Raw genomic sequence first — 14,979 nt, 5'->3', positions numbered from 1 at the left:
TGTTGTGGTTACGCTGCGCGGACGGTCCTGGCCTGGAGGTGCGCATGCGTCGCCCTGTCGCGCGGAAACTGTCGGTGCTCGCGGTCTCGGCCGCCGTGGTGTCAGTAGGGGCCGCGGCCCCGCCGACGGCCACGACCACACCCCCGAAAGTGCCCGTCGCCGTCGGCTACGGCGGCGCCGTGGCGAGCGTCGACGCGGACGCCTCCGCGGCCGGTATCGAGGTGCTGAGGAAGGGCGGCAACGCCGTCGACGCCGCCGTCGCCACGGCCGCAGCCCTCGGTGTCACCGAGCCCTACTCCTCCGGCATCGGCGGGGGCGGCTACTTCGTCTACTACGACGCCAAGTCCCGTACCGTGCACACCATCGACGGCCGTGAGACCGCCCCGCTCACCGCCGGCTCCGATCTCTTCGTGGAGAACGGCCAGCCCCTCGCGTTCGCCGACGCGGTGACCAGCGGCCTGAGCGTCGGCACCCCCGGCACCCCGGCCACCTGGGCGACCGCCCTCGACGAATGGGGCAGCAGAGGACTCGGTACGGTTCTCAAGCCGGCCGAGAGGATCGCCCGCGACGGCTTCACCGTCGACGACACCTTCCGTGCGCAGACCGCCCTCAACGAGACCCGCTTCCGCTACTTCCCGGACACGGCGAAGCTGTTCCTGCCGAACGGCGCCCTCCCGGTCGTCGGCTCCACCTTCAAGAACCCCGATCTCGCCCGCACCTACGCCGAGTTGGCAAAGAAGGGCGTCGGCGCCATCTACCACGGCGACCTCGGCGACGACATCCTCGACACCGTCAACAAGCCTCCCGTCGACCCCGCTTCGGGCTGGAACGCCCGCCCCGGCGACCTCTCGGAGAAGGACCTCGCCGTGTACGAGGCCAAGCTCCAGAAGCCGACCAGGACCTCCTACCGCGGCCTCGGCGTCTACTCCATCGCCCCCTCCTCCTCCGGCGGCACCACGGTCGGCGAGGCCCTCAACATCCTGGAGAACACCGACCTCTCCAAGGCGAGCGAGGTGCAGTACCTGCACCGCTACATCGAGGCGAGCCGGATCGCGTTCGCGGACCGCGGGCGCTGGGTCGGCGACCCCGCCTTCGAGGACGTACCGACGAAGGGGCTGCTCTCGCAGCGGTACGCCGATGAGCGGGCCGCGCTCATCAAGGACGACGCGGTGCTCACGAGCCCGGTCGCGCCCGGCGACCCGAACAGCCCCGGGTCGACGGGGACGGCGGCGCCGACGACGTACGAAGGTGAGAACACGACGCATCTCACGGTCGCCGACAAGTGGGGGAACGTCGTCTCCTACACCCTCACCATCGAGCAGACCGGCGGCAGCGGGATCACGGTGCCGGGGCGTGGGTTCATCCTCAACAACGAGCTGACGGACTTCTCCTTCGCTCCCGCCAACCCGGCTGTGCACGACCCGAACCTGCCGGGCCCGGGGAAGCGACCGCGGTCGTCGATCTCGCCGACGATCGTGCTGGACAAGCACAACAAGCCCGTGGTGGCGCTGGGTTCACCGGGTGGGGCGACGATCATCACGACCGTGCTCCAGACGCTGACGCAGTTCCTGGACCAGCGGATGCCGCTGGTCGACGCCATCGCGGCGCCCCGGGCGAGTCAGCGGAACCAGACCACCACCGAGCTCGAACCAGCCCTCTACAACAGCGACTTGAGGACCAGGCTGGAGGCCCTCGGGCACGGCTTCCGGCTCAATGCCGAGATCGGTGCCGCGACCGGCGTGCAGCGGCTGCCGGACGGCAGGTGGCTGGCGGCCGCCGAGAAGGTACGGCGAGGCGGTGGCTCGGCGATGGTGGTGCGTCCGGCGTCATAGCTCGGCGGCGGGCAGCTCGTCCTCCGTGCGGAACGCGAGCTGCTCGCCCTGCACGTCCACCGTGACCTTGCCGCCCTCCTTCACCCGGCCGTCCAGCAGCAGCCTCGACAACTGGTTGTCGACCTCCCGCTGGATCGTGCGGCGCAGCGGGCGGGCGCCGTACTCCGGCTGGTAGCCGCGGCGGGAGAGCCAGTCGACGGCCGGTTCCGTGAAGGTGACCGTGATGCCCTGGACGTGCAGCATGCGGCGGGTGCGGTCCAGGAGGAGGTTGGTGATCTGGCGGAGCTGTTCCTCCGTGAGCTGGCGGAAGACGACGATCTCGTCGATGCGGTTGAGGAACTCGGGGCGGAAGTGCTCGCGCAGCGGGCGCAGGATCTGTTCCCGGCGTGCCTCCTCGTCGGCCTCCGCACCGCCCGCGCCGAAGCCGATGCCGGCGCCGCGGCGGGTGATCGCCTCGGAGCCGAGGTTGCTGGTCATCACCACGACCGTGTTGGTGAAGTCGACGGTGCGGCCCTGGGAGTCGGTGAGCCGTCCGTCGTCGAGGACCTGGAGCAGGATGTTGAAGACGTCCGGGTGCGCCTTCTCCACCTCGTCGAGGAGGAGCAGGGAGTACGGGTGCCTGCGGACGACCTCCGTCAGCTGGCCCGCCTCCTCGTGGCCGACATATCCGGGCGGGGCGCCGATCAGGCGGCTGACCGTGTGACGTTCCTGGTACTCGCTCATGTCGAGGCGGACCATGCGTTCCTCGCTGCCGAACAGGGCCTCGGCGAGGGCGCGGGCCAGTTCGGTCTTGCCGACGCCGGTCGGGCCGAGGAACAGGAAGCTGCCGATCGGACGGTCGGGGCTGGCGAGTCCGGCCCGGGAGCGCAGTACCGCGTCGGCGACGACCCGGACCGCCTCCTGCTGGCCCACGACCCGCTGGTGCAGGTGCTCCTCCAGGCCGAGCAGCCTGTCCTTCTCCTCCTGGGTGAGGCTGGCGACCGGGATGCCCGTCTGGCGGGACACCACTTCGGCGATCGCCTCCGCCGTCACCTCCAGGTGCTGGCCCTCGTCGGCCGTGTCGTCGCCGGACGCCTCGGCGATCCGCTGCTTCAACTCCGTGATCCGGTCGCGCAGTTGCATGGCCTGCTCGTACTGCTCGTCGGCGACGGCCTGGTCCTTGTCCCGGACGAGCTGCTCCACCTCGCGCTCCAGAGCGCGTACGTCCGTGCCCTTGGTGCGCGCCCGCAGCCGTACCCGTGCGCCCGCCTGGTCGATCAGGTCGATCGCCTTGTCGGGCAGCCGGCGGTCGGGGAGGTAACGGTCGGACAGCTCGACGGCCGCCGTCAACGCCTCGTCGGTGTAGCGGACCTGGTGGTGGGCCTCGTAGCGGTCGCGCAGCCCGCGCAGGATCTCCAGCGCGTCCGCGACGGAGGGTTCGGGCACCAGGATGGGCTGGAAGCGGCGGGCCAGTGCCGCGTCCTTCTCGATCCGCCGGAACTCCTCCAGCGTGGTCGCGCCGACGATGTGCAACTCGCCCCGCGCCAAGGCGGGCTTGAGGATGTTGCCGGCGTCCATGGAGGCGGCCTCGCCGCCCCCGCCCGCGCCGACCACGGTGTGCAGTTCGTCGATGAAGACGATCAACTGGTCGGAGTGGGCCCGGATCTCGGAGACGATGGAGTTGAGCCGCTCCTCGAAGTCGCCCCGGTAACGGGTGCCCGCGACCACGCCGGTCAGATCGAGGGCGACGACCCGCCGCCCGGTGAGTACGTCCGGCACGTCACCGTCGGCGATCCGCTGGGCGAGGCCCTCCACGATGGCGGTCTTGCCGACCCCCGCGTCACCGATGAGGACCGGGTTGTTCTTCCCGCGCCGGGACAGCACCTCGATGGTCTGCTCGATCTCCTCGTCCCGCCCGATGACCGGGTCGATACCGCCCCGGCGGGCCAGGTCGGTGAGATCGCGGCTGTACTTGTCGAGGGTCGGGGTGCCGGTGTCGCGCGGCGCGTCGGTGCGGGCCGTACCGGCGTCGGGGGCGGCCTCGGGCGGCAGGCCGGTCGGCGCGAAGTGGGCCGAGTTGAGGATGTGGCCCGCCGCCGAGTCGGGGTTGGCGGCCAGCGCGCTGAGGACATGCTCGGGGCCGATGTAACCGGCGCCGCGGGACCGGGCCAGGTCGTGCGCGTCCAGCAGGGCGCGCTTGGCGGCCGGGGTCAGGGAGAGCGAGGTCGGCGGCGGGACCTCACCGGGCGGGTGCAGCACCGGGCCCGACCGCTCGTCGATCTCCGTCGCCAGCTCGTCGGGGTCCGCGCCGGCCCGGCTCAGCAGACTCCGGGTCGGCTCGGCGGAGAGCGCCGCCCGCAGCAGATGCTGGGTGTCCAGATCCCGGCTGCCGTGCTCGGCGGCGTACTGGGCGGCACCCCGGACCAACTCCCGGGCGGGCTGGCTCAGGAGCTGGCCGATGTTGATCTGCCGGGGGCCGGGGCGGGGCCCGCCGAAGAAACGGGCGAGGAACTCACCGAACGGGTCGTAGCCCTCCGGTCCGCTGAAGCCGCTGGTCATGGCCGTTCCCATCCGGCGTCCCTGCGGGGCCCGGGACGCCCTCGCTGATCGACGTGCCGGAGTCGGGTAACCCGGGCCGCGGCCCGTTACACCTGTGACCACTCCTTCGCCAGGCGACCCACCCGCGCGGCGGGTCAGGTGTACTCGACCTCGCCCACCACGAGGTCGGGGGCCCGCCGCAGCGGGCGCTCGGCCGTGCGCAGGCCGCCTTCACGCTCGTAGAACACGATCGCACGATCGTTGCCCCGCAGCACCTTCAGGACGACGCCCCGGCCAGGGCACGGGGTGGCCGCCCGGGTGAGGCCGGCGCGCAGGAGGCGGCGGCCGGGGCCGGTCCCCACGCGGTCCGGACGGGGACCGCGCCCGCCCCTTCTCCCGCTGCTCCTGTGCCGGCTCGCCGTGTGCGGGGTCGCGATCCGGTCGGCGTCGGCGGGGGCGCCCGAGCCGACGCGCATACCGACGTCAGTCGGTGCGTGCGGTGAGGACGCGGGGGCCCGTGTCCGTGATCGCCACCGTGTGCTCGGCGTGGGCCGCGCGCGAACCGTCGTTCGTGCGCAGCGTCCAGCCGTCGGCGTCGGCGTGGTAGCCGTCGGTGCCGCCGCCGATCACCATGGGCTCGATCGCCAGGACCATGCCGTGACGCAGCTTCATGCCACGGCCGGGGCGGCCCTCGTTCGGGACCCCCGGGTCCTCGTGCATACGGCGGCCGATGCCGTGCCCGCCGAAGCCGTCCGGGATGCCGTAACCGGCCGACCGGCACACCGTGCCGATCGCGTGCGCGATGTCGCCGATGCGGTTGCCGACGACGGCCGCCGCGATACCGGCGTCCAGGGCCCGCTCCGCCGCCTCGACCAGACGCAGGTCCGCCTCGCGCGGTGTACCGACCGTGAAGCTGATCGCCGAGTCGCCGACCCAGCCGCCGAGTTCGGCGCCGAAGTCCATCGAGACGAGGTCGCCGTCGCGCAGCCGGTAGCGGGTCGGGACGCCGTGCACGATCGCGTCGTTCACCGAGGCGCACAGGACGGCCGGGAACGGGGTCGGCGCGAAGGAGGGCCGGTAGCCGAGGAAGGGCGAGGTCGCGCCCGCCTCCCGGAGCACCTCATGCGCCACCTCGTCCAGCTCCAGCAGGGAAACCCCCACGTCGGCGGCCTTGCGCACGGCCGTGAGAGCGCGCCCGACGACCTGGCCGGCCTCGTACATGGCGTTGATCGATGTGTCTGTCTTCAGCTCCACCATTCCAATTACTATACCGGTATTAGTATGGGGGCATGGTGCGCACCCCACTGACCCCGGAAGAACGTGAACGCGGCGAACGGCTCGGCCGGCTGCTGCGTGCGGCGCGCGGCGGCCGCAGCATGGCCGACGTCGCGGCGAGCGCGGGCCTGTCGGCCGAGACCCTGCGGAAGATCGAGACCGGCCGGGCCCCCACGCCGGCGTTCTTCACCGTGGCGGCCCTGGCGCGGGCGCTCGGCCTGTCGATGGACGAGATCGTGGAGAGGTGCGCGCTCGCGCCCGTGTGACCTTGCCGCACGGCGCGTTCCGGCAGGTGCGGCGGACTCTGCGGCCGGTCCGAAAACTCCCCGTAGCGCGTTCGTAACACGGCTCGTGTTGTCTTACGGACCGGAGTGCTCCGGTCTGGCGGGAGTTGAGCGATGGCAGTGGATCAACTCCCGGTGCAGATACGGGAGTTCGTGTACCACCTGGACGGCCTGCTGGCTCGCCTGGATCAGAGCGGCGGCTGGTGCGCGGTGTTCTGGCAGCGCGACCCCGAGGGCATGCAGGCCTGTCTCGAGGGGCGTGAAGTGCCGCCCTGGGACGTGGTGGAGGCGCTCCTCCAGGACCTCGCCACCGAGTACGGTCCCGCCGTCGCCACCCCCGAAGTGGAGCGGGCCCGCGCCCTGCACGCCGAGGCCCTCGCCGCGTACGACGCCCGGCCGGGCGCCCGTGACGCCCTCGGCGACCGTCTCGACGTCATGCTCCGCGAGCAGCGATACGCCGCCGAACGCCAGGCGGAACTGGGTCATTTGCTCGCCACCGCCACCACCCGCGACGCCGCCGACGCGATCCGCCTCGACCTCGCCTGGGCCCGCGACGACCACGAACGCGCGACCGCACGCTGCGCCGAACTCCGCGCCCGCATGGCCGACTTGGACCGCCGCTCGGCCGGCGGCCAGGCCCAGGCGATCCGGCGGGGCGGACAGATGGCGGCCGGTGGGGTTTTCCCCGTCGGGGAGGAGAGTGGGACGGGGTGGGGCGGTGGTGTCGCGGCCGGAGCCCAGGGTTCCGCCGACCGTCAGCTCTGGCAGCATCGCGACCGGACGCCCGACCCCGGCCAGGTCGACGCTGCCGCCCCGTCCGCTCTCCAGGATTCCCCGGCACGCCCCGATGACCTTCGAGGCACCGGAAGGCCCGAGGAGCCCGAGGCCGGTGGCCGCGGTGAGGGCCCCGTAAGCACCCCCGCCCCCACCCCCAAGCAGCGCAAACGGCGCCGAGGCAGCGCCCGCTTCGCCGGCATCGTCGAGGAGGACGCCGCACCCGTCGTCGTACCTCCCGCCGCCGTGCCGACGCTGCCCACCCCGGCCGCCACCGGTCGCCGTACCCCGCGAGGGGCCCGGTTCGCCGGGGCCGCCGAACCGGTGGAGCCGGCGCGGGCGCAGGCCGAGCCGCTGGACGGCGGGGCCCGGCGGGAGGTGGCGCAGGCCGTCGAGCAGCTCGTACGGCTGCGGGGGGAGGGGCGGAGCGGAGAGGCGCACGCCCTGCTGGTCGACGCCGCGTACTGGCCCGCCGCCCGGTTCCCGCTGCTCGCCGCCGAGCTGCAACGCGCCGGGCTCGGCGCCGACTGGGCGACCCTGCTGTGGGAAGCGGCCTCGCTGCCCGCGGAGCGGCTCGTCGCCGCGGCGGACGCGCTCGTGGAGGCGGGGCGTGGTGCGGACGGGGAGCAGGTGCTGCGGCAGGGCGTCGTGCGGCCCGCCGAGGAGGTCGGCGAGGCCGTGCTCGGGCTCGTCCGCGAAGGGCGCCGCCGTGAGGTGCGCGCGCTGCTCGACGCGTATGTTCGCGTCCGCACCCCGGAAGAGGCCGCACGGAGCGCCGCCCCCGGCCCGCAGACCCTCGTACCGCTGCTGCTGGCGGCCGCCCAGGGGGTCTCGGAGGAACGCCACTGGGACCTCGTGCACGCGCTCCGCGTCGCCGGTTTCACCACCTGAGCGCGCCCGCCCGACCCGCGTCCGCTCACCCACGTGAGTGTGAAACGTGATCGACTCAGCGGGTTAACGACGATGGTCTTGGCAAGGCTGCTGGAGAGGCTTACTTTCGACCCTCTACGGCCTTCATCTACGGGCGTAGAGGCTCTGAGGTCCCGTCGAAGGAGCAGCTCATGGCCAACGTCGTTCGTGCCGCACTGGTCCAGGCCACCTGGACCGGCGACACCGAGTCCATGGTGGCGAAGCACGAGGAGCACGCCCGCGAGGCGGCCCGCCAGGGTGCGAGGATCATCGGCTTCCAGGAAGTGTTCAACGCCCCCTATTTCTGCCAGGTCCAGGAACCGGAGCACTACCGGTGGGCCGAGCCGGTGCCCGACGGGCCGACCGTGCGGCGTATGCAGGAGCTCGCCCGCGAGACCGGCATGGTGATCGTCGTGCCCGTCTTCGAGGTGGAGCAGTCCGGCTTCTACTACAACACCGCCGCCGTGATCGACGCCGACGGCACCTTCCTCGGCAAGTACCGCAAGCACCACATCCCGCAGGTGAAGGGCTTCTGGGAGAAGTACTACTTCAAGCCGGGCAACGTGGGCTGGCCCGTCTTCGACACGGCCGTGGGAAAGGTCGGCGTATACATCTGCTACGACCGCCACTTCCCGGAGGGCTGGCGCCAACTCGGGCTCAACGGCGCCCAGCTCGTCTACAACCCCTCCGCCACCCACCGGGGCCTCTCCAGCCACCTCTGGCGCCTTGAGCAGCCGGCCGCCGCCGTCGCCAACGAGTACTTCGTCGCCGCGATCAACCGTGTCGGCGTCGAGGAGTACGGCGACAACGACTTCTACGGGACGTCGTACTTCGTCGACCCGCGTGGTCAGTTCGTCGGGGACACGGCCAGTGACAAGACCGAGGAACTCGTCGTCCGCGACCTCGACTTCGACCTCATCGAAGAGGTACGGCAGCAGTGGGCCTTCTACCGGGACCGCAGGCCCGACGCCTACGAGGGACTGGTGCAGCCGTGAACGACCTCTTCGCACGCCATCGTTCCGTCCTCCCCGACTGGCTCGCCCTCTACTACGACGACCCGCTGGAGATCACGCACGGCGAGGGCCGGTACGTCTGGGACGCCGCGGGCAACAAGTACCTGGACTTCTTCGGCGGCATCCTCACCACGATGACGGCGCATGCGCTGCCCGAGGTGACGAAGGCGGTGAGCGAACAGGCCGGGAGGATCATCCACTCGTCCACGCTCTACCTCAACCGGCCCATGGTCGAACTCGCCGAGCGCATCGCCCAGTTGTCCGGCATCCCGGACGCCCGTGTCTTCTTCACCACCTCCGGCACCGAGGCCAACGACACCGCCCTGCTGCTCGCGACGACGTACCGCCGCAGCAACACGATCCTCGCGATGCGCAACAGCTACCACGGCCGTTCCTTCAGCGCCGTCGGCATCACCGGCAACCGCGGCTGGTCCCCGACCTCGCTCTCCCCGCTCCAGACGCTGTACGTCCATGGCGGCGTCCGCACCCGCGGCCCCTACGCGTCCTTGAGCGACGACGACTTCATCGCGGCCTGCGTCGAGGACCTGAAGGATCTCCTCGGCCACACCCGGCCGCCCGCCGCGCTGATCGCCGAACCGATCCAGGGCGTCGGCGGCTTCACCTCCCCGCCGGACGGGCTGTACGCCGCCTTCCGCGAGGTGCTCAGCGAGCACGGCATCCTGTGGATCGCCGACGAGGTCCAGACCGGCTGGGGCCGCACCGGCGACAACTTCTGGGGCTGGCAGGCACACGGGCAGAACGGCCCGCCCGACCTCCTCACCTTCGCCAAGGGCATCGGCAACGGCATGTCCATCGGCGGTGTCGTCGCCCGCGCCGAGATCATGAACTGCCTGGACGCCAACAGCATCTCGACCTTCGGCGGCACCCAGATCACCATGGCGGCGGGGCTCGCGAACCTGTCGTACCTGCTGGAACACGACCTCCAGGGCAACGCGCGGCGCGTCGGCGGACTCCTCGTCGAACGGCTCCGGGCCGTCGCCGCCCAGGTGCCCGGCGTACGCGAGGTCCGAGGCCGCGGGCTGATGCTCGGCGTCGAGCTGGTCAAACCCGGCACCGACCAGGCCGCCCCGGACGCGGCGGGCGCCGTGCTGGAGGCGTGCCGCGCGGGCGGGCTGCTGATCGGCAAGGGCGGCGGCCACAACACCAGCGCGCTGCGGGTCGCCCCGCCGCTGTCCCTCACCGTCGCGGAGGCCGAGGAGGGCGCCGCGATCCTCGACAAGGCTCTGAGGAGCATCCAGTAGCAACACGCTTGAAGAGCAAGGGAACACGCGCCATGACCACCGCCTTGGACCATCTGGAACCGGCCCTGTCCGTCCGCCAGGTCCTCACCCTGGAACGGGTGCTCGCCGGGGAGCCCGAGGTGGTGGCCGGCGCGGCCCAGCTCGACCGGGCCGTGCGCTGGGTGCATGTCGCCGAGGCCGCCGACGTCGGCGTCATGCTCACCGGCGGCGAGATGGTCCTCACCACCGGGGTGCTGCTGGCCGGGGACGAGGGCGCGCAGGCCGAGTACATCCAGTCGCTGCACCGGGCCGAGGCCGCCGCCGTGGTCCTCGGTCTCGGCCGTGCCTTCCCGGCCCCGCCGGACGTGATGCGCCGGGCCGCCGAGCGGTGCGGGCTGCCCATGGTCGTCCTCCACCGGCCCTTCCCCTTCGCGGAGTTGACCGAGGAGGTGCAGTCCCGGCTGGTCCGGCGGAAGTTCGCGGCGGTGAGCCTCTCCGAGGCCGTCCGCACCTCCCTCACCGGCCTCATCACCGCGGGCGCTCCGCTCCAGCGACTGCTCGACGAGGTCGCCCAGCACAGCGCCTGCCCGGTCGTCGTCACCAACCTCGCCCACCGCGTCCTCGCCACCGCGGGGGAGCGGCCGGCCGTGGACGACGTGCTGCGCGACTGGGAGCGCATCTCCCGGCAGGCCGGCGGCACCGAGGGCGACGGCTGGATCCGCGCCGAACTGGGCGGGCGTGGGGAACGCTGGGGGCAGATCCTGCTCTGCGGCTACCGCGGGGACACCGCGAGCGGACGGCTGCTGGCCGACCGGGCCGCCGAGGCCCTCGTCCTGCACCGCATGCTCGGCGGCACCTCGGCCCACACCTGGGAGGAGCAGTCCGCGCAGAGCCTGCTCACCGACCTCGTCAGCGGGGTCGTACCGGCTCGGCAGCTGCTGCCGCGGGCGCGGGCCGCCGGGCTGCCCGTCAACCGGCGGACGTTCGTGCCACTGGTCGTACGGGACGGTGATCCGGCCGAACTCGACCGGGTGCTGCGCCTGTTGGGGTTGCCCGGCCTTGTCGCCGAACTCGCCGACGGGGTCACCGCCGTACTGCTGAGCCTGGCCCGGGACCAGGACGCCGCGGTCCTGACGGCGAACTTCGCGGCCCGGCTGACGGAGACGGTCGTGGCCGCGGCCGACCCCCGTACATCCTGGGACGACGTCCCCGCCGGGATGCGCGAGGCCCGGCATGTGGCGGACGCCGTCGCCTCCGGGGTACTCGACCTCCCGGCTGTCGTACGGCTCAAGGACGTCCATCTGCGCGGGCTGATACGGCTGTTGCGGGACGACCCGCATGTGCAGTCCTTCGCGGAACGGGAGTTGGACGGGCTGCTGTGCGACTCGGGCACGGGATCGGGCGTCGGGGAGGGGCTGCTCGCCGTCCTGCGGACCTATCTCGCCACCGGCCGCAACAAGTCCCGCACGGCCCAGCTCCACCATGTCTCGCGCCCCGCGCTGTACCGGCGTCTCGAAGCGATACAGACCCGCCTCGGCGTCGACCTCGATGATTTCGAGCAGGCCGCCTCGGTGCACATCGCGCTCCTCGCGCATGACGCGCAACAGAGCTGAAACATGCCATGACCTGGGAAAACGGCGGTGAAACATGGGATCGCGCAAGGGTGACACCGTGACACGCCGCACGCCCGCAGACGTGACACGCTGCAACTCAAAGCCCGCTTTCGGACTTCCTAGATTGCTCGCACACCGAGTGACCGGAGGTCCCGATGAGCAGAGTGATCCGTGCCGCCCTCTTCCAGACCGCGTGGACGGGCGACAAGGAATCGATGATCCAGGTACACGAGCAGGCGGCCCGCGACGCGGCCGCGCAGGGTGCTCAGGTCCTGTGCTTCCAGGAGCTGTTCTACGGACCGTACTTCTGCCAGGTCCAGGACAAGGCGTTCTACGAGTACGCCGAGCAGATCCCGGACGGCCCGATCGTCAAGCGATTCCAGGCGCTGGCCAAGGAGTTGGGGATCGTCCTGATCCTGCCGATGTACGAGGAGGAGCAGCCCGGCGTCCTCTACAACACGGCTGCCGTGATCGACGCCGACGGCTCCTACCTCGGCAAGTACCGCAAGCACCACATCCCCCAAGTCCCTGGATTCTGGGAGAAGTTCTACTTCCGCCCCGGCAATCTCGGCTGGCCGATCTTCGACACCAAGGTCGGGAAGATCGGCGTCTACATCTGCTACGACCGCCACTTCCCGGAGGGCTGGCGGGCGTTGGGCCTCGCGGGTGCCGAGATCGTCTTCAACCCGTCGGCCACCTCGCGCGGACTCTCCGCCTACCTCTGGCAGTTGGAGCAGCCGGCCGCCGCCGTCGCCAACGAGTACTTCGTCGGCGCCATCAACCGGGTGGGTGTCGAGGAGCTGGGCGACAACGACTTCTACGGGACGACCTACTTCGTCGACCCGGAGGCCCAGTTCGTGGGCGAGGTCGCCTCCGACAAGGAGACCGAACTCGTCGTCCGCGACCTGGACCTGGCCAAGCTGCGGGAGGTCCGCGACCGCTGGCAGTTCTACCGCGACCGCCGTCCGGACGCCTACCCGCCGCTGACCGCACCCTGACCCAACCCACCACCCCGGCAGGAGAGGGACCATGAGCAGCCGTACCGTCATCCGCGGTGGTCTCGTCATCACGGCGTCCGACGAGATCCACGCCGACGTGCTGATCGAGGACGGCCGCATCGCCGCCCTCGCCGCCTCGGGCACGTCCGCAGCCGAAGCGTTCACCGGCGAGCGGACCCTCGACGCCACCGGGAAGTACGTCATCCCCGGTGGCGTCGACGCCCACACCCACATGGAGCTGCCCTTCGGCGGCACCTTCGCCTCCGACACCTTCGAGACCGGCACCCGGGCCGCCGCCTGGGGCGGTACGACCACGATCGTCGACTTCGCCGTGCAGAGCGTCGGCCACTCCCTGCGCGAGGGCCTGGACGCCTGGCACGCGAAGGCGGAGGGCAACTGCGCGATCGACTACGCCTTCCACATGATCGTCTCCGATGTGAACCAGGAGACGCTCAAGGAGATGGACCTGCTGGTCGAGGAGGGGGTGACGAGTTTCAAGCAGTTCATGGCCTACCCGGGCGTCTTCTACTCCGACGACGGCCAGATCCTGCGCGCCATGCAGCGCTCCGCCGAGAACGGCGGCCTGATCATGATGCACGCCGAGAACGGCATCGCGATCGACGTCCTCGTGGAGCAGGCGCTGGCCCGCGGCGAGACCGACCCCCGGTACCACGGCGAGGTGCGCAAGGCCCTGCTGGAGGCCGAGGCCACCCACCGCGCCATCAAGCTCGCACAGGTCGCCGGCGCGCCCCTGTACGTCGTGCACGTCTCGGCCATGGAGGCGGTGGCCGAGCTGGCCCGGGCACGCGACGAGGGGCTCAACGTCTTCGGCGAGACCTGCCCGCAGTACCTGTTCCTGTCGACCGACAATCTCGCCGAGCCGGACTTCGAGGGCTCGAAGTACGTGTGCAGCACACCGCTCCGGCCGCGCGAGCACCAGGCCAAGCTCTGGCAGGGCCTCAGGACCAACGACCTCCAGGTCGTCTCCACCGACCACTGCCCCTTCTGCTTCGTCGGCCAGAAGGAACTCGGCCGCGGCGACTTCTCGAAGATCCCCAACGGTCTCCCCGGCGTCGAGAACCGCATGGACCTGCTCCACCAGGCCGTCGTCGACGGGCACATCACCCGCCGCCGCTGGATCGAGATCGCCTGCGCCACCCCGGCCCGGATGTTCGGCATGTACCCGAAGAAGGGCACCATCGCCCCCGGCGCCGACGCCGACGTCGTCATCTACGACCCGCACGCCGAGCAGATCGTCTCCGCCGAGACGCACCACATGAACGTCGACTACTCGGCGTACGAAGGAAAGCGCCTCACCGGCCGGGTCGAGACGGTTCTCTCACGCGGCGAACTCGTCATCACCGAGCGGGAGTACACCGGGCACGCAGGGCACGGCGTCTACACCCCCCGTTCCACCTGTCAGTACCTCAACTAGGAGTGGCGCCCATGGACTTCGGACTTGTCCTGCAGACCGACCCGCCGGCCTCGAAGGTCGTCAGCCTGATGAAGCGCGCCGAGCGCAACGGCTTCACCTACGGCTGGACCTTCGACTCCGCGGTGCTGTGGCAGGAACCGTTCGTGATCTACAGTCAGATCCTCGCCAACACCACGAAGTTGACGGTCGGTCCCATGGTCACCAACCCGGGCACCCGCACCTGGGAGGTCACCGCCTCCACCTTCGCCACCCTCAACGACATGTTCGGCAACCGCACCGTCTGCGGCATCGGCCGCGGCGACTCCGCGATGCGCGTCGCGGGCCGCACCCCGAACACGCTGGCCCGCATCAGCGAGGCGATGAAGGTCATCCGCGCCCTCGGCTCCGGCCAGGAGGCCGACCTCGGCGGCACGGTCATCAGGTTCCCCTGGATCAAGGAGGACGCCGAACTCCCCGTATGGATGGCGGCGTACGGCCCGAAGGCGCTGAAGATGACGGGGGAGGAGGCCGACGGGTTCATCCTCCAGCTCGCCGACCTGTATCTGACCGAGTACATGGTCAAGGCGGTGAAGGACGCGGCGGTCGCGGCCGGCCGTGACCCCTCCGAGGTGAAGATCTGCGTCGCCGCCCCCGCCTACGTCACCGAGGACGACTCGCCCGAGGCGCTCGCCCACGCGCGCGAACAGTGCCGCTGGTTCGGCGGGATGGTCGGCAACCACGTGGCCGACCTGGTGTCGAAGTACGGCGAGCACTCGGCCGCCGTACCGGACGAACTCACGGACTACATCAAGGCCCGTGAGGGGTACGACTATTCGCATCACGGGCGGGCCGACAACCCGGACACCGCGTTCGTGCCGGACGAGATCGTCGACCGGTTCTGCCTCATCGGCCCCGTCGAGAAGCACATCGAGAAGCTCAACGCCCTGCGCGAGCTGGGCGTCGACCAGTTCGCCGTCTACGACATGCACGACGCGCAGGAGTCGACCATCGACGCGTACGGCGCGCAGGTCATCCCCGCACTCAACGCCTGATCAGCACCACTGAGACCCCCCACACCTTGTCTCCTCCCTTCCCGCCGTCCCGGGGAG

General features: G+C 71.1%; 12 protein-coding genes. 9 read left to right on the top strand and 3 right to left on the bottom strand.

The features are described from left to right. The first annotated feature begins 44 nt into the window (after nt 1–44). A complete protein-coding gene (gene ggt / locus OG866_RS08525) occupies nt 45–1,832 on the top strand; it encodes a gamma-glutamyltransferase (RefSeq protein WP_329332982.1) in 1,788 nt (595 codons plus the stop codon). Here ggt and OG866_RS08520 read toward each other — a convergent pair. The 3 genes from OG866_RS08520 to map form a co-directional block, all read right to left on the bottom strand. Then, nucleotides 1,827–4,370: an ATP-dependent Clp protease ATP-binding subunit gene (locus OG866_RS08520; RefSeq protein WP_329343995.1), complete on the bottom strand. Its 2,544-nt coding sequence runs from the start codon at nt 4,368–4,370 to the stop codon at nt 1,827–1,829. The two genes, ggt and OG866_RS08520, sit on opposite strands and share 6 nt — an antisense overlap. 134 nt (nt 4,371–4,504) lie before the next feature. Beyond that, nucleotides 4,505–4,825, bottom strand: coding sequence for a hypothetical protein (locus OG866_RS08515; RefSeq protein ID WP_329332980.1), 321 nt, complete (start codon nt 4,823–4,825; stop codon nt 4,505–4,507). Nucleotides 4,826–4,832: 7 nt separating this feature from the next. Beyond that, the gene (gene map, locus OG866_RS08510; protein ID WP_329332978.1) at nt 4,833–5,606 is read right to left on the bottom strand and encodes a type I methionyl aminopeptidase; all 774 of its coding nucleotides are present in this window, start codon (nt 5,604–5,606) and stop codon (nt 4,833–4,835) included. A 32-nt stretch (nt 5,607–5,638) separates the two neighbouring features. On the opposite strand from map, the gene OG866_RS08505 reads away from it, so the two are divergent. The 8 genes from OG866_RS08505 (at nt 5,639) to OG866_RS08470 (ending at nt 14,922) form a co-directional block, all read left to right on the top strand. Continuing rightward, entirely contained in the window at nt 5,639–5,890 is a 252-nt protein-coding gene (locus OG866_RS08505; RefSeq protein WP_329332976.1) for a helix-turn-helix domain-containing protein, read from the top strand. A 132-nt stretch (nt 5,891–6,022) separates the two neighbouring features. Further along, the gene (locus OG866_RS08500) at nt 6,023–7,573 is read left to right on the top strand and encodes a hypothetical protein (RefSeq protein WP_329332974.1); all 1,551 of its coding nucleotides are present in this window, start codon (nt 6,023–6,025) and stop codon (nt 7,571–7,573) included. A 170-nt stretch (nt 7,574–7,743) separates the two neighbouring features. Continuing rightward, nucleotides 7,744–8,586 carry a nitrilase-related carbon-nitrogen hydrolase gene (locus OG866_RS08495; RefSeq protein ID WP_329332972.1) on the top strand — a complete coding sequence of 281 codons (843 nt, stop codon included), beginning with the start codon at nt 7,744–7,746 and terminating at the stop codon, nt 8,584–8,586. Continuing rightward, entirely contained in the window at nt 8,583–9,866 is a 1,284-nt protein-coding gene (locus OG866_RS08490) for an aspartate aminotransferase family protein (RefSeq protein WP_329332971.1), read from the top strand. Before OG866_RS08495 ends, OG866_RS08490 begins: the two co-directional genes overlap by 4 nt. 32 nt (nt 9,867–9,898) lie before the next feature. Next, nucleotides 9,899–11,458 carry a PucR family transcriptional regulator gene (locus OG866_RS08485; RefSeq protein ID WP_329332969.1) on the top strand — a complete coding sequence of 520 codons (1,560 nt, stop codon included), beginning with the start codon at nt 9,899–9,901 and terminating at the stop codon, nt 11,456–11,458. Between the two features lie 155 nt (nt 11,459–11,613). Continuing rightward, nucleotides 11,614–12,456: a nitrilase-related carbon-nitrogen hydrolase gene (locus OG866_RS08480; RefSeq protein WP_059195362.1), complete on the top strand. Its 843-nt coding sequence runs from the start codon at nt 11,614–11,616 to the stop codon at nt 12,454–12,456. 31 nt (nt 12,457–12,487) lie between these two features. Further along, nucleotides 12,488–13,891 carry a dihydropyrimidinase gene (gene hydA, locus OG866_RS08475; protein ID WP_329332967.1) on the top strand — a complete coding sequence of 468 codons (1,404 nt, stop codon included), beginning with the start codon at nt 12,488–12,490 and terminating at the stop codon, nt 13,889–13,891. An 11-nt stretch (nt 13,892–13,902) separates the two neighbouring features. Further along, nucleotides 13,903–14,922 (top strand): TIGR03842 family LLM class F420-dependent oxidoreductase, encoded by a 1,020-nt coding sequence (locus OG866_RS08470; protein WP_329332965.1) that lies wholly within the window; start codon nt 13,903–13,905, stop codon nt 14,920–14,922. Nucleotides 14,923–14,979 lie beyond the last annotated feature (57 nt).

The organism is Streptomyces sp. NBC_00663, assembly GCF_036226885.1.
Lineage (GTDB): Bacteria > Actinomycetota > Actinomycetes > Streptomycetales > Streptomycetaceae > Streptomyces.
The sequence above is the reverse complement of the archived record's forward strand: the minus strand, read 5'-3'. Positions and strand labels throughout refer to the sequence as shown.